The 20743-nt window shown below is 60.8% G+C and carries 17 protein-coding genes; 4 read left to right on the forward strand and 13 right to left on the reverse strand.

From position 1 onward, the window contains the following. Positions 1-335: 335 nt before the first annotated feature. The 6 genes from M52SOB_RS09430 to M52SOB_RS09455 all read right to left on the reverse strand — a co-directional run bounded on the left by M52SOB_RS09430 (position 336) and on the right by M52SOB_RS09455 (position 6896). Positions 336-2693, reverse strand: a complete 2358-nt coding sequence (locus M52SOB_RS09430; protein ID WP_131111624.1) for a heavy metal translocating P-type ATPase — start codon at positions 2691-2693, stop codon at positions 336-338. A gap of 4 nt (positions 2694-2697) precedes the next feature. Continuing rightward, a complete protein-coding gene (locus M52SOB_RS09435) occupies positions 2698-3033 on the reverse strand; it encodes a DUF2933 domain-containing protein (RefSeq protein ID WP_284155064.1) in 336 nt (111 codons plus the stop codon). Positions 3034-3068: 35 nt separating this feature from the next. Then, positions 3069-3551: a DUF411 domain-containing protein gene (locus M52SOB_RS09440; protein WP_131111625.1), complete on the reverse strand. Its 483-nt coding sequence runs from the start codon at positions 3549-3551 to the stop codon at positions 3069-3071. A 24-nt stretch (positions 3552-3575) separates the two neighbouring features. Next, complete coding sequence (locus tag M52SOB_RS09445; RefSeq protein ID WP_131111626.1) at positions 3576-4091, reverse strand: cupredoxin domain-containing protein; 516 nt, start codon at positions 4089-4091, stop codon at positions 3576-3578. A gap of 52 nt (positions 4092-4143) precedes the next feature. Then, complete coding sequence (locus M52SOB_RS09450) at positions 4144-4986, reverse strand: copper resistance protein B (RefSeq protein ID WP_348542204.1); 843 nt, start codon at positions 4984-4986, stop codon at positions 4144-4146. A 95-nt stretch (positions 4987-5081) separates the two neighbouring features. Further along, positions 5082-6896, reverse strand: coding sequence for a copper resistance system multicopper oxidase (locus M52SOB_RS09455; RefSeq protein WP_131111627.1), 1815 nt, complete (start codon positions 6894-6896; stop codon positions 5082-5084). A 155-nt stretch (positions 6897-7051) separates the two neighbouring features. On the opposite strand from M52SOB_RS09455, the gene M52SOB_RS09460 reads away from it, so the two are divergent. Together M52SOB_RS09460 and M52SOB_RS09465 are read left to right on the forward strand one after the other, a co-directional pair. Beyond that, positions 7052-7735: a heavy metal response regulator transcription factor gene (locus tag M52SOB_RS09460; protein WP_072756547.1), complete on the forward strand. Its 684-nt coding sequence runs from the start codon at positions 7052-7054 to the stop codon at positions 7733-7735. Continuing rightward, the gene (locus M52SOB_RS09465; protein WP_131111628.1) at positions 7736-9118 is read left to right on the forward strand and encodes a heavy metal sensor histidine kinase; all 1383 of its coding nucleotides are present in this window, start codon (positions 7736-7738) and stop codon (positions 9116-9118) included. Positions 9119-9317: 199 nt separating this feature from the next. On the opposite strand, the gene M52SOB_RS09470 is transcribed toward M52SOB_RS09465, so the two are convergent. Then, complete coding sequence (locus M52SOB_RS09470; RefSeq protein ID WP_082438493.1) at positions 9318-9707, reverse strand: EAL domain-containing protein; 390 nt, start codon at positions 9705-9707, stop codon at positions 9318-9320. A gap of 255 nt (positions 9708-9962) precedes the next feature. Then, positions 9963-10802, reverse strand: coding sequence for a cation efflux transmembrane domain-containing protein (locus M52SOB_RS09475; protein WP_345741434.1), 840 nt, complete (start codon positions 10800-10802; stop codon positions 9963-9965). Positions 10803-10998: 196 nt separating this feature from the next. Here M52SOB_RS09475 and cadR point away from each other — a divergent pair, with 196 nt between their 5' ends. Together cadR and M52SOB_RS09485 are read left to right on the forward strand one after the other, a co-directional pair. Next, positions 10999-11418: a Cd(II)/Pb(II)-responsive transcriptional regulator gene (cadR, locus tag M52SOB_RS09480; RefSeq protein WP_037989410.1), complete on the forward strand. Its 420-nt coding sequence runs from the start codon at positions 10999-11001 to the stop codon at positions 11416-11418. Positions 11419-12219: 801 nt separating this feature from the next. Then, a protein-coding gene (locus M52SOB_RS09485; protein WP_131111629.1) for an IS3 family transposase occupies positions 12220-13307 on the forward strand; the annotation gives its coding sequence in 2 pieces (ribosomal slippage) (positions 12220-12481 and positions 12481-13307; 1089 coding nt in all). Positions 13308-13575: 268 nt separating this feature from the next. On the opposite strand, the gene M52SOB_RS09490 is transcribed toward M52SOB_RS09485, so the two are convergent. The 5 genes from M52SOB_RS09490 to czcI form a co-directional block, all read right to left on the reverse strand. Next, positions 13576-13959, reverse strand: a complete 384-nt coding sequence (locus M52SOB_RS09490; protein ID WP_131111630.1) for a hypothetical protein — start codon at positions 13957-13959, stop codon at positions 13576-13578. Between the two features lie 52 nt (positions 13960-14011). Then, positions 14012-17212: a CusA/CzcA family heavy metal efflux RND transporter gene (locus M52SOB_RS09495; RefSeq protein WP_131111631.1), complete on the reverse strand. Its 3201-nt coding sequence runs from the start codon at positions 17210-17212 to the stop codon at positions 14012-14014. 16 nt (positions 17213-17228) lie between these two features. Continuing rightward, positions 17229-18827, reverse strand: coding sequence for an efflux RND transporter periplasmic adaptor subunit (locus M52SOB_RS09500; RefSeq protein WP_131111632.1), 1599 nt, complete (start codon positions 18825-18827; stop codon positions 17229-17231). Between the two features lie 2 nt (positions 18828-18829). Next, positions 18830-20185 carry a TolC family protein gene (locus tag M52SOB_RS09505; RefSeq protein ID WP_131111633.1) on the reverse strand — a complete coding sequence of 452 codons (1356 nt, stop codon included), beginning with the start codon at positions 20183-20185 and terminating at the stop codon, positions 18830-18832. A gap of 164 nt (positions 20186-20349) precedes the next feature. Further along, positions 20350-20703 carry a cation efflux protein, CzcI family gene (gene czcI / locus M52SOB_RS14100; protein WP_083932499.1) on the reverse strand — a complete coding sequence of 118 codons (354 nt, stop codon included), beginning with the start codon at positions 20701-20703 and terminating at the stop codon, positions 20350-20352. Between the last annotated feature and the right edge of the window lie 40 nt (positions 20704-20743).

A 20743-nucleotide genomic window follows, 5' to 3' on the forward strand; every position in this document is an offset into this window, starting at 1 on the left:
GAAGTCACCGCTGACGGGAAGATGAGACGGCCGTTACATATATGTCAGATTCCATTCGGGATGGGATCGGGATTAATCGTGTGCCAATCTCAATGCATTCCTGCTCACCGAGGCGGGGCGCGGACTCATCGCCACATCGGTGCAAGTGCTTATGGCGATGCCGACTGGGCGCCAAGTGCGGTATCGGTGTGAGGCGGCTCAGGTGCCGTGGTCGAGAGCATTCCAGGCCTCGATAGGGATCAGGTGTCCAACGTCGGGTGGCAACCGATACGACAGACCCAGCGATCTGGGAGTGCAACCAGCACCCACCACGGCACGCGCGACGATCCTCGTGTTCAGACAAGACGGACGCCGCGCAAACGCAGCGCATTGCCGATCACCGATGCGGAGCTGAAACTCATCGCCAGGGCGGCGATCAACGGTGAAAGCAGCCAACCGGTGAGCGGATACAGCACGCCGGCCGCAATGGGAATGCCCAGTGCGTTGTAGAGAAAGGCGAACATCAGGTTCTGCTTCATGTTGCGGACCGTGGCCACTGACAAGGCGCGCGCCACCGCAATACCGCGCAGGTCACCCTTGACGAGCGTGATCTGTGCGCTGTTCATCGCCACGTCGGTGCCGGTGCCCATGGCGATACCGACGTCGGCCTTTGCCAAGGCCGGGGCATCATTGATGCCGTCACCAGCCATCGCAACGATACGCCCCTCGCGCTGCAGCCGCTCCACCAGTTGCAGTTTGTCGGCGGGCTTGACTTCGCCATGCACCTCATCGATGCCCAAGCGCGCCGCCACGGCCTTGGCCGTGGTCAGACCGTCGCCCGTGGCCATGACGACGCGCAAGCCCTCCGCGCGCAACGACGCCAGCGCTTGCGGTGTGGTCTTCTTCACCGGGTCGGCGACGGCCAGGACTGCGGCGAGCACGCCATCGACGGCCAGATACATGACGCTGGCCCCCTCGGTGCGCAGCGCCTCCGCCCGCTCGGCCAATGGCCGCACGTCCACACCGAGCTGGTCCATCAGCGCGGTGTTGCCCAGTGCCACGGCATGTCCATCGACGCGCCCGCGCACGCCGATGCCCGAGTGCGAGTCGAACTCCTCGGCGCGTGAGAGCACCAGGCCCTGCTCGCGCGCGGCCGTGACGATGGCTTCCGCCAGCGGGTGCTCGCTGCCCTGGTCGAGGCTGGCAGCCAGTCGCAAGGCTTCGCCGGCGGTGAAGCCTTCGGCTGCGATCGTCGTCTGATAGCGCGGCCGGCCCTCGGTCAATGTGCCGGTCTTGTCGACGATCAGGGTATCGACCTGGCGCATTTTCTCGATCGCGGCGGCATCGCGAAACAGCACCCCCTGCGTAGCCCCTCGCCCGGTCGCCACCATGATCGACATGGGCGTGGCCAAGCCCAGCGCGCAGGGGCAGGCGATGATCAGCACGGCCACGGCGTTGATGAGGCCAAAAACCCAACGCGGTTCCGGCCCGAACAGGCCCCAGGCAAAAAAGGTCAGCACGGCGATGGACACCACCGCGACCACGAAATAGCCCGCCACGACATCGGCCATGCGCTGCATCGGCGCCTTGGACCGCTGCGCCTGCGCCACCATCTGCACGATCTGGGACAGCATGGTCGCCGAGCCGACACGTTCGGCGACCATGACGAGCGCGCCACTGGTATTGAGCGTCGCACCGATGACCTTGTCGCCCACCCGCTTGGTCACGGGCAGGGACTCCCCCGTCAGCATCGATTCGTCCACAGCGCTGCTGCCCTCGATTACCGTACCATCTACCGGAACCTTTTCGCCGGGTCGAATGCGCAGCCGATCCCCGACATGGATGTGCGTCAGGGGCACGTCCTCTTCCGTGCCATCGTCGCGAAGGCGCCGGGCGGTCTTGGGGGTCAGTCCGAGCAAGGACTTGATGGCGGCCGAGGTCTGCGAACGCGCCTTGAGTTCCAGTACCTGCCCCAGCAGGGTCAGGGAAATGATCACCGCCGCCGCCTCGAAGTACACCGCGACCCGTCCCATGGACACGAACGAGTCCGGGAACAGTTGTGGGGCCACGGTCGCCGCCACGCTGTAGACGAATGCCGCCCCGGTGCCCAGCCCGATCAGGGTCCACATGTTCGGGCTGCGATGGACCACGGACTGCCAGCCGCGCACGAAGAACGGCCGGCCCGCCCACAGGACGATGGGCAGGGACAGAACGAGTTCGATCCAGGTCTGTGTGCGCGCCTCGAACCAATGCAACTGGTGGCCGAACATGGCAAGCACAGTGACCATGACGGTCAGCGGCAGGGTGCACCAGAAGCGGCGCTGGAAATCGCGCAGCTCGGGACTCTCTTCTCCTTCGAGATCCGGCAGCACCGGCTCCAGCGCCATGCCGCACTTCGGACAATGGCCGGGGTGATCCTGCCGAATCTCGGGGTGCATGGGGCAGGTGTAGATGGTGCCTGCCGCCAGCGCCGGCGCTTCGACAGACGAAGGCTCATGGCCGCTGTGGGCATAGCGCGCCGGCTTGGCGACGAACTTCGCCCGGCACTTGGCGCTGCAGAAGTAAAAGAGTCGGCCTGCGTGCTCGACGTGGTGCTCGGACTGCGCGGTCACGTCCATGCCGCAGACAGGGTCCTTCGGACCTTCGGCCCGCTGCAGTGCGCTCGGGTGGTCGTGGGCGTGTCGGCGGTGTTCGTGGTCTGATCGCAGGTCCATGACTTCACGCCTCCCTGTTGGCGGGTTTGTCGGGCGGCGCACCATGCCCGCCATCGCCACCGTGGCCATGCAGCAGGTGCATCAGCGGGCACGCCAGCAGCAACAGGTACACCCAATTGCCTGCGACATGGCTCCAGTGCTCGCGCAGCAGGTAGAAGCCGCCGATGAGGGCAACCATCAGCAACGCGGTCCTCACGCGCCGATTCAGGCCGTACGAGCCGCGCGTGTCGTGGAGGTGTTCATGGCCAGTCGCGTTCATCGCGGTGTTCCCTTCATCGAGGATCGGCGCGGTCGGCGCCGGCCTCCTGTTCCAGGTTGCAAGACCGCTGCTGCGCCTCATGGATCCAATCGGCACACGGTCAGTGCATGGTTTCTTCACGGATAAGAACTGAAAACTTGCGCTGATCCGTCTTTCCCAACCAGCAAGACTTTGTAGGCATCACGGCGTCCTCCGTAGGCGACACCATCCATGCCGGGTGAACCAATGGGCATGCCCGGCACCGCCAAGCCCAGGGCTTGGGGCTTTTCCTTGAGCAGCCGCTGGATGTCCGTTGCGGGTACGTGGCCTTCGATCACATAGCCCTGGATCAGGGCCGTATGGCAGGAACCGAATTTCTGCGGCATCCCGAGGCGAGCGCGGGCCGCGCCGTTGCCCTGGTCGACGGCACTCACGCGGAATCCGCTTTTCTCCAGGTGGGTAATCCAGTCCTTGCAACACCCACAGTTCGGGTCCTTCCACACCTGCACGGCAAGCGTCTGCGGTGCGGCGGCTGGTGCCAGGGAGGGAAGACTCAGCGCAAGCACCGCCAGCAGCAGCCTGCGCCGCCGGGGGAACGGTTGATCACCGGTTTGGTGCATGACAAGGACTCCCGGTGACGCTGCTTACTCGACGACGATCTTGCCCGCCATGCCCGCTTCCATATGGCCGGGGACGAGGCAGGCGAAGTCTACGGTACCCGCCCGATCGAACTGCCAAACCAGCCCGCCGCGCTGGCCGGGCTGGAGCGTCACCATGTTCGGCTCGGCATGCTGCATCTGGGGCATCTTGCGCATCATCTCGGCGTGCTCTTTGAGCTCCTTCACGGAGCCGATCACCATTTCATGCGGCACCTTGCCCGTGTTCTTGACGAAGAAGCGGATGGTCTCGCCCTTCTTGACCGCGATGTTCGCCGGCGTGAACCGCATCGAGTCGTCCATGACCACCTCGATGGTGCGGTCGACCTTGGCGGGATCGCCTGGCTTGCCGACTTCGGAGGGTGATGTGCCCCCGTGCATCGAACCGTGCATGCCCTGCATGTCGTGCCCGGCCATGTCATGGCCGCCCTGATGGTCCCCACCGGCCAGCGCCAACACAGGCAAGGCGCTCAGCATCAAAACGCTCAGGGTTTTCTTCATCATCGGTTTCTCCTTTAGGGTTGGTGAATCAGATCGGGGTTGTGCGTGGCGGCTTCTAGAACCACAGCCGCACACCCGCCACATACCGCGTTTCCCGGGTACGCTGTCCTTCGGCGCGCGCAAAATCGGCGGTCTGTCCGAACTTGCCAGCCCATTCGACGCCGACGTAGGGCGCGAACTGGCGCGAGAACTCGTAACGCAGTCGCAGGCCTGCCGCCGCATCGGACAGCCCACTGCCGAGGCCACTCGCTTCATCGCGCTGGCCATACAGATTGACTTCCATGCTGGGCTGAAGAATCAGGCGCTGGGTGAGCAGGAGCTCGTACTCGCCCGACAGGCGCAGTGCCGTGCGTCCCGAGCTGCCGACGTAGGCGGTGGCATCGACTTCGAACCAGTAGGGCGCAAGCCCCTGCAAGCCGAATGCAAGCCAAGTCCGGTCCGGCCCCGTGCCGCTGTCCTGACGCACGCCGAGTTGGCTGTCCCAGTACGAGGCGATCGCATGGCCCCAAAGGACCTCCGTGCGTGCCTCCTCCAGTTTGCCTTTGGCGACGTCACCTTCGGCCTTGAGGACCAGGCGGTCGTAGGTGCCGCCGAACCAGGCTTGCGCGTCATAGGCGGTCGCGTTCCCGTCCTTCGTGTAAACGCGCTCCAGGCGATCGAGGAGCACGCTGCCGAACGCATGTTCATCGGACAGCCGAAGTTGCCGTGGCCCGGGGAGTGCGTAAGGGCCCGACCCCAAAGTCAAGCCATTGGAATACGCGTGCGGATCACGGGCATCGGCGGGGGCGGGGCCGCCCTGCATGTTCATGCTGCCGTGGTCCATGGTGGTGCTCGCGCTCGATTCGGCTCGCGTTGGGGATGGAGCCGTGCGCGGGTGCCCGGCATGGCCGCCTTCCATCGGTGTTTGCGCCCAGACGGGTGCCGCACCGAGCAACACCAGCGCCGCAGTGAAGAGAGAACCGGGTTTCATGGCGAATCTTTCTTTGATGAGTTTCATGACACGACCACCACACGGAACATGCCCATGTCCATGTGCAACATCAGGTGGCAGTGCCAGGCCCAACGCCCCAGGGCGTCGGCGGTCACGAGGAAGCTGACGCGCTGCGCGGGTTGAACCGGGATGGTGTGACGACGCACCAGGAACTGCCCGTCGGGCGTTTCCACCTCGCTCCACATCCCGTGCAAATGCATCGGGTGCGTCATCATCGTGTCGTTGTGCAGGATGAAGCGCACCCGCTCGCCGTACTTCAGGTGCACCGGCGTGCTCTTGCCGAACTCGAGGCCGTCGAGCGACCAGGTATAGCGCTCCATGTTGCCGGTGAGGTGCAGCTCGATCTCGCGCTCGGCCCCGCGAGGATCGAGAGGGCCGCCGATCGTTTTGAGGTCGGCCAGCGTCAGCACGCGCCGGCCGTTGTTGCGCAGGCCAATGCCCGGATCGTCGAGATTCGTCCGGGGCATGTCCACACGCATGTCCGTGCTTGGGCCGTATTCCGTGCGCGCGTGACGGACCGTGGCGCTGGGCTTGGCCAACGCGCCGCCGGCCATGCCATGCATCGCGTGCTGGCCGTGATCCATGGCCATCGCGCCATGGTTCATGCCGGACATGTCGTGCTTCATGCCAGACATGTCGTGGCCCATCGCCGCGTGGTCCATCGCGCCCATCATGTCGGCCATGGTGAGCCATTCGACGGGATCGAGCGCAGGCACGGCGGCGTTCAAGCCCTCGCGCACCGCGAGCGTGCCGCGGGCGAAGCCGGTTCGATCCATTGATTGCGCGAAGATCGTGTAGGCGTCCTCTCGGGGCGTGACGATCACGTCGTAGGTCTCGCCCGGCCCGAAGCGGAACTCATCGACGGTGACGGGCTCGACGTTCTGCCCGTCGCTTTGCACCACCGTCATCTTGAGCCCCGGGATGCGCACGTCGTAGAAGGTGTTGGCCGCGCCGTTGATGAACCGCAGACGCACCCGCTCACCCGGCCGGAACAGGCCAGTCCAATTGCCGGCAGGGGTGACGCCGTTCATCAGGTAGGTCAATGTCGCCCCCGAGAGATCGGCCAGATCGGTCGGGTTCATCCGCATCTGGTTCCACATCGCACGCTTGTCGAGTGCGCGGGAAAGCCCCATGTCGGCGACGTCGCGGAAGAAGTCGATGGCCGTCGGCTGGTGGTAGTTGTAGTAGTCGCCCTGCACCTTAAGCTTGGCGAGCACCCGCATGGGGTCTTCGTCGGTCCAGTCGGACAGCTGCACGACATAGTCCCGGTCGGCGCGGATAGGGTCTGCCTCACGCGGCTCGACGATCAACGCCCCGTACATGCCGGTCTGCTCCTGCATGCCGGAGTGCGAGTGATACCAGTAGGTGCCGGTTTGTTCGAGGCGGAACTGGTAGGTGAAGGTTTCGCCCGGGGGGATGCCCTGAAAACTGATGCCGGGCACCCCATCCATCTGGAAGGGCAGGATGATTCCGTGCCAGTGGATCGACGTGGCTTCGCGCAGGCGGTTGGTGACGCGGATGGTGACCGTGTCGCCCTCCCGAAGTTTGAGCGTCGGCGCCGGGATGGAGCCGTTGATGGTGGTCGCCATCCTTGGTGTGCCGGTGAAGTTGACCGGCGATTCGGCGATCACCAGGTCAATATTCGTGCCGCTGAGCACGGGCGCCGAACCCGTGCGCGTGTCGGCCAGCCCCTGCGCTGCGGCGCGCACCCAAGGTGACAGGCCGACCATCACGCCGCCGGCGACCAAGCCGCGCACGAAACGCCGCCGCGAGGGCATCAACGGCAATGACGAATGAAACGGTCTCAGAGATGGCATGGGCTCCTCGCGATGAGTTACTGATGTCGTGGGTGAGATGCTAGGGAGCCACCCCTGTCAGGAAGCTGTTCGTCCGATTACATTTTTGTTATCTGCGTGTCAGGTGCACCCAAAATCGTCACACTAGCGGCTATTCGATATAGCGGAGCACCCTCGTGAAGATACTGATCGTTGAAGATGAACCCAAAACGGGCGACTACCTGCGTCAAGGCTTGAGCGAAGCGGGTTTCGTGGTCGATCTGGCGCAAGACGGCGCCGATGGTCTGCACCTGGCCTTGCAGGGCGAGTACGACCTGGTCATCCTGGATGTGATGCTGCCCGGCCTCGACGGCTGGCAGGTACTCCAGTCCTTGCGCCATCGCGGCCTGCAGATGCCGGTGCTGTTCCTGACCGCACGCGATCAGGTGGAAGACCGGGTCAAAGGCCTTGAACTCGGTGCGGACGACTATCTGGTCAAGCCTTTCTCCTTTGCCGAATTGCTGGCCCGCGTGCGCACGATCCTGCGTCGAGGGCGCAGCGGCAACGAGAGCACCGTGCTGCGCGTGGCCGACCTCGAACTGGACCTGCTGCGTCGACGCGTTTCACGCGGCGGGCGACGGATCAGTCTGACTGCCAAAGAGTTCGGCTTGCTGGAACTGCTGATGCGCCGTCATGGCGAGGTCCTGCCCCGCTCGCTGATCGCCTCGCAGGTCTGGGACATGAATTTCGACAGCGACACCAATGTGATCGAGGTGGCCATCCGGCGCTTGCGCGCGAAGATTGATGAGGGTCATGAGGTCAAGCTGATCCACACCGTACGTGGCATGGGTTACGTATTGGAAGCACCGGAGGAGCGCTGAATGTTTCGCTCCCTGTCACTGACGACCCGGCTCACCCTCTTCTTTACGTTGGCGGCTGCGGCTGTGGTGTTTGGATTGGCCTTGTTGGTCATCGCTGCATCCGAGCGGCATTTCATCGAGCTGGATCACATGGCGCTGCAGGACAAGCAGCACCTGATCGAGGATATTTTGGCGCGATCCAATTCGACCGAGGACGCCAAGTGGCTGCTGCGTGAGGCATTGAGCCACCATCACGGGCTGTACGTCAGCGTCCACGATTCGAAAGGTGAAACGCTCTTCCAGTCCGAAGGATTTCGCCTCCCGCGCGAACTGTCACCGGCGGATGAAGGCAACGGCAACGACGCGCTGATCCATTGGGCCGACGCAGGGCAGGCGTTTCGCGGGATGCGTGTCCGGGTTATTCCAGCCTATGACGCAACGACGCGGCTGGACATCCTCGTTGCCATGGACACAGCGCATCACACACGGTTCATGCTGGAGTTGCGGCGCACCCTGATGACCTATGCCGTCGTGACGATCGTCATCTGTGGCTTGCTGAGCTGGTTTGCCGCGTACAAGGGGCTGGCGCCATTGCGTGCCATGAAATCCAGAGCCACCACGCTCACGAGCCAGCGGCTGCACCAGCGCATGCCCGTCGAGGCGGTACCCATCGAAATGGCCGATCTGGCTCACGAACTCAACAAGATGCTGGACCGGCTGGAAGACGCGTTCACGCGACTGTCGGAGTTCTCGTCGAATCTGGCGCATGAGCTGCGCACCCCCCTGAGCAACCTGCTGACCCAGACCCAGGTCGCGTTGGCTACCCGGCGCGATGCCGATACCTACCGGGAGATCCTGGCTTCCAATGCCGAGGAACTGCAGCGTCTGGGCCGCATGGTGTCCGATATGCTGTTCCTGGCCAAGGCCGAACGCGGGATGATGCTGCCGAACCGGGAACGTTTCTCGGCAGCCGAGGAAACGCACGCCCTGATTGAGTTCTATGAGGCGGTCGCCGATGAGAAGGGCGTCAGACTGGCTCAGCGTGGTGAGGGCGAGATCGTCGGTGATCGCTTGATGTTCCGCCGTGCCCTGAGCAATCTGCTTTCGAACGCGCTGCGCCACACCCCGCCACATGGCGAGGTCACGATCGAGATCAGCCAGTCTTCCCAAGCCACCCGGGTGAGCGTCGAGAACACCGGCGAGGACATCGAGCCGAAGATCTTGCCGCGCCTGTTCGATCGCTTTTACCGGGCCGACCCATCGCGGTCACATCCGGAAACCGACGGCGCAGGGCTGGGATTGGCGATTACCCGCGCCATCATGCAAACCCATGGAGGATCGATCAGCGTGACTTCCGCGCAGGGCAGGACTAGGTTCTGCCTGGAGTTCCCAGGCGGAACCTGATGAGGTGAAGCAGTTGGGGCGAGCCAGCCCAAGTGCCTTTGGTCTGTGCGCTTTCGCAGAGGCAATGGCCCCGATCGCTGTTGAACCGACCGGGCTGACGGCTCCCGATCACGGATCAGCGTGAACGCTACGAAGAGTTTGAGAGAACTCGGGGGCGTGATCATGCGCCGGGGCCCGGTGCCATGGAGCGGCTTTGCCGTCATGTACCGAGGTGGCCTTGCTCTTGGCGATCCACGTCCTGACCGAGATCATGACTCGGACATGCGCTTTGCAACCACCTGCGCGCGAAAACCTCGGCCGGCTCCGGACGGGCGAAGTAATACCCCTGTGCTTCGTCGCAACCCAATGCCAGCAAGTGTTCCGCCTGCGCTGCCTCTTCCACACCTTCGGCCAGGGTCTTGAGGCCGAGGCTCTTCGCCATGGCAACGATGGCGGACACAATGGCGAGATCGTTGCGATCGGTCAGCATGTCCCGCACGAACGAGATGTCGATCTTCAGTTTATGAACGGGAAATCGCTTGAGGTAAGCCAGTGAGGAATACCCGGTGCCGAAATCATCGATGGACAGCGCAAACCCGGCCGAGGTCAGGGCGCGCGTGACCCTCCATCACCGAGATCGCGGCAGCCGAGAGCATTGACCGGGGGCATGCAAGTCGGATCGCGCAACTGACCCGGCTTGCACCTGACATCGTCGAGGCGTGCGTGGTGGAAAAGGCAGTCGGGCTTGTGCTGGAGCGCCTGATCCGGCGAGCCTTGCCATTGGATTGGGCAGCGCAGCGTGAAATTCCAGGGCGGGAATTCAGTCGTTGATATTGCCGGGGCGGCATGTCCCGCGCTCGCTGCTTCAGGCACCGAGGCGCAGGATGCGCCGCGCACCGTTCAATACCAGCAGCGCGATGAGCGAGCCAATCACCAAATCGGGGTAACGCGATCCTGTCCAGGCGACCAACGCCCCGGCCGCGATCACCCCCAGGTTTGCCAGCACGTCGTTCGTGGAGAAAATCCAGCTTGCCTTCATGTGAGCGCCGCCTTTTCGATGACTGGAGATCAAGACAAGGCAGGTAACGTTTGCAATGAGCGCAACGAGCGCGATCCCCATCATGAGCGGTGGCTCGGGCTCGCTACCAAAGACGAAGCGGCGCAGCACCTCGGACATTGCGCCGAGCGCGAGCAACAGTTGCAGCCAGCCTGACAACCGCGCCGCCTTCAGCTGGTGCCCGGTATGACGGCCGACGGCGTAGAGCGCGAGCCCGTAGACGGCGGCATCCGCGAACATGTCCAGTGAGTCAGCCATGAGCCCCGTGGACTGCGCAATCCACCCGGTCGTCACTTCGACGACAAACATGGCGGCGTTGATGGCAAGCAACCATTTGAGAGCGCGAGACTCTTGCTCGGAGGACGGCTGGCTGTCGCTTTGCCCATCGACAGTGTGCGGGCCATTCGATTCAGTTGACGCAATGAGACGGGCGCCCAAGCCGAGACTTTCAAGCTTGCTTGCAATGGGTTCGACGGGGCTGTCGTGAAAAACACGCAACTCGCGCTCGCCAAGATCGAACTCGAGTGCGGCCAGCCCGCTCGTATTCTCGAGCGCGAGCCGGATCATGCGCTCCTCCGAAGGGCAGTCCATCTTCGGCACCGAGAACAGACTCATCCTTCCCGTCCCGGTCGGCGTGGCACCCGTCATGGACTCCGCCTTCCGCTCGGACGCACATCCGCAGGATTTCTGGCATTCATCAGTCATAGTCATTGGTCCTTGATTCTTCTCGTTCCTGATCCGGCGAGGCTCTTGCAGAAACCAGCAAGCATCCGGAGGGTATTTTGAGATTTAACACTCTATAGCTACTATAGAGTCAAGTCGATGATAAAAAGGGGTTGCAGCTATGCAGATCGGAGCGCTTGCCCGGCAAACCGGGTGTCCGATTCAAACGATTCGCTTTTATGAGCAGGAAGGACTCCTGCCGCCCCCGTCCCGGAGCGCGGGCAATTTCCGCTTATATGGCGACGCGCACGTCGAACGCTTGCTTTTCATTCGCCGCTGTCGTTCGCTGGACATGACGCTCGACGAGATTCGTGTGCTGTTGCGCCTCAAGAACGTGCCAACCCAAGATTGCAGTGAGGTCAACCGTGTTCTTGAGGCACACATCGAGCAGGTCGCGGTGCGTATCCAGGAACTGAGCGCACTTGAGCAGCAGCTCAGATCCTTGAGGGAAATGTGTTCCGAAGGCAGAAGCGCCGAACAGTGCGGCATCCTGTGCGAACTGTCTCAACCAGTATCTGCCGCCGAGCTCGCCGTACCTTGATGCAAGACGAGGTGAGCAGTGCAGATTCGGTAACCAACGGCCGACCAATTCACAATCGCAACCCGGAAGCCGGAAACCCGCGCCAGTGCTGGCTCTGGCTCGGTGAACGCTCACGAGCCCAGCAGAGAAAAACGGCAGCAGAGAGGCGAGAAGTACTCCGAAACGGCGTCGTTTGGCGGTGCAGCGCTCACGAGGCAACGGGCCGGAACCGCGCCAACACTGGCGCTCAGGGCAAAAAAATCCCAACCGATAAGGGTTGGGATTTCACATTATGGTGGCGGAACGCGGAACCGAACCCGCGTCCGCTTTCAGAGACAGATAGTAACAGGTGGGTCTTGAGGGCACGGATTCGACCATTTGGCCGAGTCTGTTCACAGCAACGATATATCTTTGATCAGACGAGACCGGCGAGCCTGTCTTTTGACCTGATCATCAGAGTCGTCTGCCCACGCGTGAGACGAACTACCCCAAGACCAGTCTGTGCCAGTAATGCCCACCAAGCGAACCTCTCCTGCCATGCCGGAAATTGTTCGGTCAAACGACTTTCCGCCAGCACTGAAGGCGATTCGATGGCTGCCAGCCTTTACCCGTAGGCGGATCATTGAGTTCGGAACAGTTTCCATCGCAGTCCCGCCATTGACCGAAATATCCAGCGGATGGTGTCCATCACCCCAATAGCGAACTAGGTATACCGTAAGTGCCTCCGGGTTAGAGGGGAACTGCTTTGCTTCCTCATCCGGTAATCCCCCCGTAAAACAAACGTATTCAGAAGTAGAATTTTCTCGTTAGAGGGAGTTCTGCATGAAGAAATCGAAATTCAGTGACAGCCAGATCATCGAGACGTTGAAACGGGCTGAGCGTGGCGTTACGGTGCCGGAGTTGTGCCGTGAACTGGGGATCAGTTCGGCGACGTTTTATAAATGGCGATCGAAGTACGGTGGTATGGACGCCTCGCTCATGGCGCGGATGAAAGAGTTGGAGGCCGAGAATGCCCGGCTCAAGAAGATGTACATCGAAGAGAAGCTCAAAGCCGAAATCGTTGCGGAGGCCCTCGCAAAAAAATGGTGAAGCCATCTCGCCTGCGTGAGATGGCTAAAACCGCCGTGGATACACATGCTGTAAGCATTCGCCTGGCGTGTACCGCTTTTGGTATCAGCCAAACCTGCTATCGCTACCAGGCTGCTCTGTCAGCAGAGAATGAAGAGATTGCCGACCATCTGATTCGACTGACGCACAATCAGCGTAACTGGGGCTTTGGATTGTGCTTTCTGTATCTGCGCAATGTGAAGGGCTACCCATGGAACCACAAGCGGGTGTATCGGATTTACCGGGAGTTGGAACTTAACCTGCGCATCAAGCCGAAGAAGCGCATCGTGCGTGAGCGGCCAGAGCCCTTGGCCGTGCCCGGAGAAGTCAATGCCACGTGGTCGATGGATTTCATGCATGACCAATTGGCGGATGGGCGCAGCTACCGCCTGCTAAACGTGATCGACGACTTCAATCGCGAAGGACTGGCGATGGAGATTGATCTCTCGCTTCCTGCCGGGCGGGTGATCCGTACCCTGGAGCAGGTGATCGAGTGGCGGGGGCGACCCGCTGCCATTCGTTGCGACAACGGTCCGGAATATATCAGTGCAGCCTTGCTGAACTGGGCAGCACAGCAAGGGATTCGCATCGAGCATATCCAGCCCGGCAAGCCACAGCAGAATGCGTATGTTGAACGCTATAACCGGACGGTGCGCTACGACTGGCTTGGACAGTATCTGTTTGAATCCATACAGGAGGTGCAGGACTTCGCCACCCAATGGCTCTGGACTTACAATCACGAACGCCCAAACATGGCCTTGGGCGGATTCACACCCATTCAGCGGCTGGCCATGGCCGCTTAACCCCTACTTCTGACTCACGTTAAAAATGGGGGGATTACCATCCCTCTTAAGACTGGGCGCATTCTCTTTGGTGCAGTAGGCATTTCTGCCACGGTCCGTGTGGCAATAGGGCTTTTCGGCAAGTTGATCTACTGGGGTAGCACAACCCGCCAAGATAAATATGCTTGTTGATATCGCGAGACCTTTGAGGGGCAACATTCTCATAGCCAATCCTTCCAAAAAAGTGACGAAAAAATGGGAAAGCTGAGGCGTTTGCCCCAGCTTTCACTCACTTCAAAAGAAAACGTGCAGTCGCTGTCTTGCCGGCGGCATTCACCTGGGCGACGATCTTCGTGCCTGCTGTGACTTTGAAACTGCCCTTGGCTTCAAGCTTATCCCCCGATGGTTTCAACTCGACCTCTTGCTTGTCGGTACCGGCGAGCAAGGTAATCTTGGCCGTCGCCTTGCTGACGTCGACTGGTTTTCCGTGATCGCGCACGTACAACTGAAGTACATCGGGTTTGGCCACCAATTCGTAGTCCACATCCTTGATCTCGGTGACCAAGCCCCCGTGCAAGGGCTTGTCTTCATGGCCATGGTCGTGCTTGTCGGCCGCGAACACGGCACCCGACAACATCAGAGTCAAAGCAAGGGCAGTAGAGATTAGTTTCATAAAATTTCCTTTCAAAGTACGGGTTAAAAACTCAATGCTTGGGTGGCAGGGATCACGTTTGGTGCAAGGTGGTCGCATCTTGCGGATGCACCGGCTCAGCAGTGACATCCTCTTCTTGCTCGTCTGGTCGATGGGCCAGACGATAAAGAATGGGGAGTACGAGTAGCGTCAGTAATGTGGAAGACACGATGCCGCCGATCACCACAGTGGCCAAGGGCCGCTGAACTTCTGCGCCGGTTCCAGTGGCAATCGCCATCGGGATGAAACCCAAAGACGCCACCAGGGCCGTCATCAGCACGGGACGCAAACGGGTCAACGCGCCGTCCCGAATGGCCGCGTCCAGAGGCATTCCCTCCTCTCGCAGGGTGCGGATGTAGGAAATCATCACAAGGCCATTGAGTACGGCGACGCCTGAGAGCGCGATGAAGCCCACTGCCGCCGAGATCGACATGGGGATGTCGCGCAGCCACAGCGCCAGGATTCCACCCGTCAACGCGAACGGAATGCCGGTAAAAACCAGCAAACCATCCTTGGCGTTGCCGAACATCGCAAAGAGCAAGACGAACACCAGGAGCAGAGAGACTGGAACAACGATCTGCAGGCGTTGTGTTGCCGACTGCAGGTTCTCAAAAGTTCCGCCCCAACTCGTCCAATACCCAGGAGGGATCTTGACCTGTGCCAGAGCTGCTTTTGCATCCGCGACGAACGAGCCCACGTCTCGACCACGAACGTTGGCACTTACAACGATGCGACGTTTTCCATTTTCCCTGCTGACCTGATTCGGGCCGGGTGCCAACTCGAAGCTCGCCACTTCACCCAGTTGAATGAAGTTGGTTCGGCCTTCAAGACCTCCCGTACCTGTTCCGCGCGGCAAAGGAATCGGCAAGCGCTTCATGCCTTCCAAGTCGTTGCGCAGGGATTCTGGCAACCGAACCACGATGTCGAATCGACGGTCGCCTTCAAACAGCGTCCCGGCCTCACGCCCTCCGATGGCCGTAGCCACGGTGTCCTGGATATCACCCACGTTCAGACCATAGCGGGCGGCCTTCTGACGATCAATGTTCACTGTCAGCATTGGCAATCCAGTGGTCTGTTCAACCTTGACCTCGGACGCGCCCTGGATCTTCTGCAGCATTGACGAGACTTCTTCAGCCGTCTTATTCAAGACGGCCATGTCGTCGCCGAATATCTTCACCGCAACGTCGCTGCGGACACCTGAGATGAGTTCGTTGAACCGCAGCTGGATCGGTTGAGAGAACTCGTAGTTGCTGCCCGGAATCTTGCCGGCGATTTCTTGCACCGCTGCAAGCAACTCGTCACGCGACTTGCGTGGCTCCGGCCACTCCGATTGCGGTTTGAGCATGATGTAACCGTCGGAGATGTTCGGAGGCATCGGGTCGGAGGCGATCTCGGCCGTTCCCGTTCGCGCAAAAATGCGTTCGATCTCGGGGAACTTGGCTTTGAGCGTTGATTCCAGCTGCTGCTGCATTGCCACTGACTGCGAAAGGCTGGTGCCAGGAATGCGCAAAGCCTGAATGGCGAAATCGCCTTCGTTCAAGCTGGGCACAAATTCACTGCCCATGCGGGTCGCGATCAAGCCGCACAGAACCACCGCTACTGCGGCAACCGCCAAGACGACGGCCTTGGCAGCCATGACACGGTCCAGCAAAGGACCGTACCAGCGCTTGGCCTGCACCATCAGCCAGTTTTCCTTCTCGCTGACGCGGTTGCCGATGAACAGTGCGACTGCAGCCGGGATGAAAGTCACTGACAAAATCATCGCCCCAACCAGCGCAGCAACCACTGTGAACGCCATGGGATGGAACATCTTTCCTTCAACGCCGGTCAGGGCGAAGATGGGCAGGTACACCACCATGATGATGAGCTGACCAAACAAGAGCGGGCGGCGCGATTCCTTGGAGGCAAGAAATACCTCGTGAAAACGCTCCGAGCGCGTCAAAGGCCTGCCGTACTGAGCTTGTGCATGGGCGAGACGTCGCACACAGTTCTCGACGATCACAACCGCCCCGTCGATGATGATGCCGAAGTCCAGTGCCCCCAGACTCATCAAATTGGCGCTTACCTTGTAGGTCGCCATCCCCGTAAAGGTGAACAGCATCGACAAGGGGATCACGGCCGCCGTAATGATGGCCGCGCGAATGTTGCCCAGGAACAGGAATAGGATCACGATCACCAGGATCGCGCCTTCCAACAAGTTCTTCTTCACCGTGCTGATGACTTTGTCCACCAAGACAGTACGGTCGTAAACGGTCACCGCATGAACGCCTTCAGGCAGACTGCGGTTGATTTCAACCATTTTTTTGTCGACTGCTTGAGAGACGGTTCGACTGTTCTGGCCGATGAGCATGAAGGCCGTGCCCAGCACCACTTCGCGCCCGTTGGCTGTGGCGGCACCCGTGCGCAGTTCACGCCCCAGCCCAACCTCGGCCACGTCACGCACCCGGATCGGCACACCACCGACGCTGCTGACGATCACGTTGCTGATGTCCTCCAAGGTTTTGACCTGACCGGGCGCTCGAATCAGATATTGCTCGCCACGCTTTTCGATATAGCCCGCGCCCACGTTGCCGTTGTTGCGCTCCAATGCCGTCACGATGTCCTGCAAGGTGACGCCCAGCGAGGTGAGGCGCTCAGGATTAGGGGCGATCTGGTATTCCTTGGAATAGCCGCCAATGGAGTTGATTTCTGTGACGCCGGGCACGTTGCGCAACTGTGGCTTGATGATCCAGTCCTGAATCTCGCGCAGATCGGTGGCCGTATAGGGTTGGCCATCAGGCTTCTTCGCACCATCCTTGGCTTCGACCGTCCACAGGTAGATCTCGCCCAAGCCGGTCGAAATCGGACCCATGGTCGGGGTAATTCCGGGGGGCAACTTGTCGCGCGCCTCCTGGATGCGTTCGTTGACCAATTGGCGCGCAAAGTAGATGTCGGTGCCGTCCTTGAAGATCACAGTCACTTGTGACAGTCCATAGCGGGACAGGGAACGGGTTTGCTCCAGGTTGGGAAGGCCCGCCATCACGGTCTCAATCGGGTAAGTCACCCGTTGCTCGGTCTCCAGCGGCGAGTACCCCGGCGCTTGGGTGTTGATCTGTACCTGGACGTTGGTGATGTCCGGCACGGCATCGATGGGGAGCTTCTGGTAGTTGAATACGCCGACGGCCGCCATACCGATGACTGCCAGCAACACCAACCATCGATGTTCGATGGCTGCTCGAATAAGTTTTTCAAACATGTGCGTGGCTCCGGTATCAATGGGTGTGTTCGGCAGAGGCTTTGCCGAGCTCAGACTTCACGACAAAACTTCCTGCTGCCGCGTAGGGAGCCCCCGGCTTGAGTCCTTGCACCACCTCGACCCGCTTGCCATCACTGCGGCCCAACTGCACGGGCTGGGCAATGAAGCCTCCGTTCACTTTCAGGAACACCACGGGCTTGTCGCCCAAGGTCTGAATGGCGTCACTGGCCACAGTCACGGGTACTTCCGCCTCCGATGCAGTCACCTCCACACTGACAAACAGACCAGGACGCCAAACGCCCTTGGGGTTGGACAAGACCACGCGGGCCTTGGCCATGCGAGTCTGTTCACCGATCAACGAACCCACAAAAGTTATGGTTCCGGTCGCGCTGGCATCGAAGGCCGTCGCTTTGATGGTGACCTTCTCGCCAACCCTGACCAGCGGCAAATCCTTCGCGGGCACGTTGATCTCGGCCCAGACCTGTCCCAGGTCAGATACTGTGAACACGGCGGCATCTTCCTTGACTGCCTCACCGAGGCTGAGATGTTTTTCGATCACCAAGCCGTCGAATGGCGCGCGCAGCTCGAAGCGATTGAGCCCCCCCGAAGATCCTGATGTCAGACCCAAGGCGGACAGCTTCTGCTGGGCGTTGGCCACGGCGACCTCTGCCTCGTGTAAGGCTTGCTTGGCTTGCAGGTAGTCCTGCTCGGCAGAGATCTTCTGCTCCCAGAGCCGCTTTTCACGCTCATACGTGGTCTTGGCCAAGGTCAATCGCTTTTGTGCTGTCTGCAACTCGCTGCGCTGCTCTGATGCCGCCGGGCTGGCGATGACGGCCAAAACTTGGCCTCGTCTGACCGCCTGCCCCAGACTGACCTGCACACTCTCGACCACACCCGCAATGCGCGGAACAATGTGCGAAGTCCGGTCTTCATTCAGACGAATTTCGCCTGGCAATTGCAAAACAGACTTGATGCGCGCAGGACCTGCCGTGTCGATGCCAATGGATGCGGCCTTGATTTGTGCATCGCTAAGCTCGACCTTCCCTTCCTCTTGGTTCAGGACGAACATGAAGGGCTCGGTGGCAGTCTGGGCAACGATGCTGATCTCGAACGCGTGTGGCTCGGGCACCACCTCACGGCTCACCAGGCTGTCCTTGTCAGGTGCAAAGTTGAGGGTCTGCGTCTCTCCGGTCAAGCGCGTGATGGTGGCGCTGACTTTGGCTGCATTGTTTGGAAGCGGCTTATCTTTGCTGAACAGCCAGATCCGCAGGCGTGGTTCGCCTCCGTCCTCGGCCAGCAAAGCCTCCAGCCCAAAATCTCCTTCCTTGAACAGCTTGCCGCCATGAGGCCCCTTGCTGGGGCCTTCGTGGTGCTCGCCGTCAGCGTGGCCTTTGTCATGATCGTGCCCATCGCCACTCGTCTTGCCGTGGTGCTCACCATCACTGTGCGCTTTCGCTTCAACGTGGCTGCCATGACCGTGGCCATCATCTTCCGCCGTCTTGCTTGTCTTGTTGCTCAGAATGGCGGTGCCAAGCACTACGCCAGTCACGGCAATTGCAGCGATGGCGACCAACTGCTTTTTGCTGATGTTCAGTTTTTTTGTGTCGATTTTCATATTCATTCCTGATTGGATGGCTTGTCGGCATTCGGGGTGGAGTCGCCGAGCACCCGGTCAATGTCCGCCGCCGCGCGATGCGCTTCGGCCAGTGCCTTGAGGTATTGGGACTTGGCGGCGAAGTAGGTGCGCTGCGCGTCTAGCACTTCTAGAAAGTTGAACTTGCCGTTCTCGAATCCGATGGTGGCTGCGTCGTAGGCACTCTTAGCCCCGGGGAGTACGTCCCGTTGCAAGACCTCGACTTCCCTGCGAATGGCGTCCAGCCGCTCGCGGGCTTGCATCACTTCAGTGCCGACTCGCACGTTCAACGCCTGGAGTTCGTCCCGGGCTTTGTCTTCGCGCTTCAGCGCTTCCAGCAAGTTGCCCTGATTGCGATCAAACAACGGCAACGGCACGGAGACGCCGAACAGCAGCTGATCACGCTGCAGCTCATTGGAGCGCTTCACTCCCAGGCTGAAGGTGACATCGGGTACCCGCTTGCTGCGCTCCAAATCGACCAGTGATCTGCGGCGTTCCATCTCTAGCTGCGCACGACGCAAGGTTGGCGAGACAGACAGGCGTTGCTGGACACTGTCGAAGCTTGGAACGGGCGGGAGCGCTTCAACATTGCCCGCGACGAGGGTGAAGCGAGGTGGATTGGCACCCAGCAAGCTGGCAAGACGTCCCCGAGCGTTGCGGTGCTCGCTTTGCGCCTGGGCGAGTTCAACGCGCACCCCGGCCTCAGCCACCCGGGCCTTTGATTCTTCGACGGGAGAAACCTTACCCGCTGCCACGCGCTTGGCAACCGCGTCGGTCGCTTTTCTCGCCAAATCGACACTGTCAAGAGCCAGTGCTACACGCTCCTGGGCTGCCAGCGTTTCGAAGAAGGCGGCGACCACAGCGGCGCGGATTTCGATGCGCCGCACATTCAGGTCTTCCACTGCGATGTCGCGCCCTCGCTCGGCGGCCGCGATACGGGCCGCGCGCTTGCCGCCCATTTCAACGGGAAGGTTGATCTGCACGCTTTGTGTACGGGTCTGTGCGCGCTGGTCTTCCAGTAAATAGGCAAGCTCTGGGTTAGGGCGCGCTTGCCCTTGAAGCACCTGACCTTCAGCAGCCTCAATTTCACGTTTTGCGACGGTAAGGTCTGGATTGCCGTCGAGCGCCAACGCGATGGCTCTCTGCAACGTCAGAAGCGTCGCCACATCGGCCTGCGACTCAGATTGGGCTGTGCGGTTGGCTTGCGCAGCAGGCAGCGATTGGGCAAAAGATACCCCTGCGGTGAGCGCAATAAGCAGGCCCGCTGCAGTTGCCTTTTTTGTAGCCCTATGAACGGCAAGTGACGCCCGTCGTTTTTGCTTGTGAATACTCTTCAACATCCGATTCTCCAGTGATTTCAAAGACACGAGGAAATCGGCGGAGAGCGATCCAAATGATCGCCTGCTACATCGTCACGTCAGCGGCGCAAAGGCGGCTTTGTGCGGTCACGCACCAAGCGCGACTGCTTTAGTGACGACGAGGGAAGGAACGCGCTCCCCGCCGATCAGGCGAGGACACGCCACTGCGGGCGTTCTAAGCGTTCGAAAGGGGGCGACGTAAGATGCAGCCAGTAGTCCGCTATGTCTAGGGACGAGCTGAACATCGGCGGGAGAGTCACCTCCCCAGGCAGGGCTGATGAACACCCCGCATGGCAGGATGCGCAATCAGGGTCACCGCCACCGGTTTTGGCTGGATCGGGTGCTGTCTCTTTACCATCAGTAGCCTTGTGCTGATGGTCATGGTGACCGAAGTGTTTGGCTGCGGCCCCAGTTTCGTGCTGGCAATAGGATGCAATCGCTGCCCAACTGAGCTGCAGCGGCATCAATACCAGCAGAAAAATCATAAACAAGCGACGCATGGACAAGATTGTAGCAGCTATAGTGTTTTGGCGGAAGGGC

Origin of the sequence: Sulfuricystis thermophila, from assembly GCF_004323595.1 — a bacterium.
Classification (GTDB): Bacteria; Pseudomonadota; Gammaproteobacteria; order Burkholderiales; family Rhodocyclaceae; genus Sulfuricystis; species Sulfuricystis thermophila.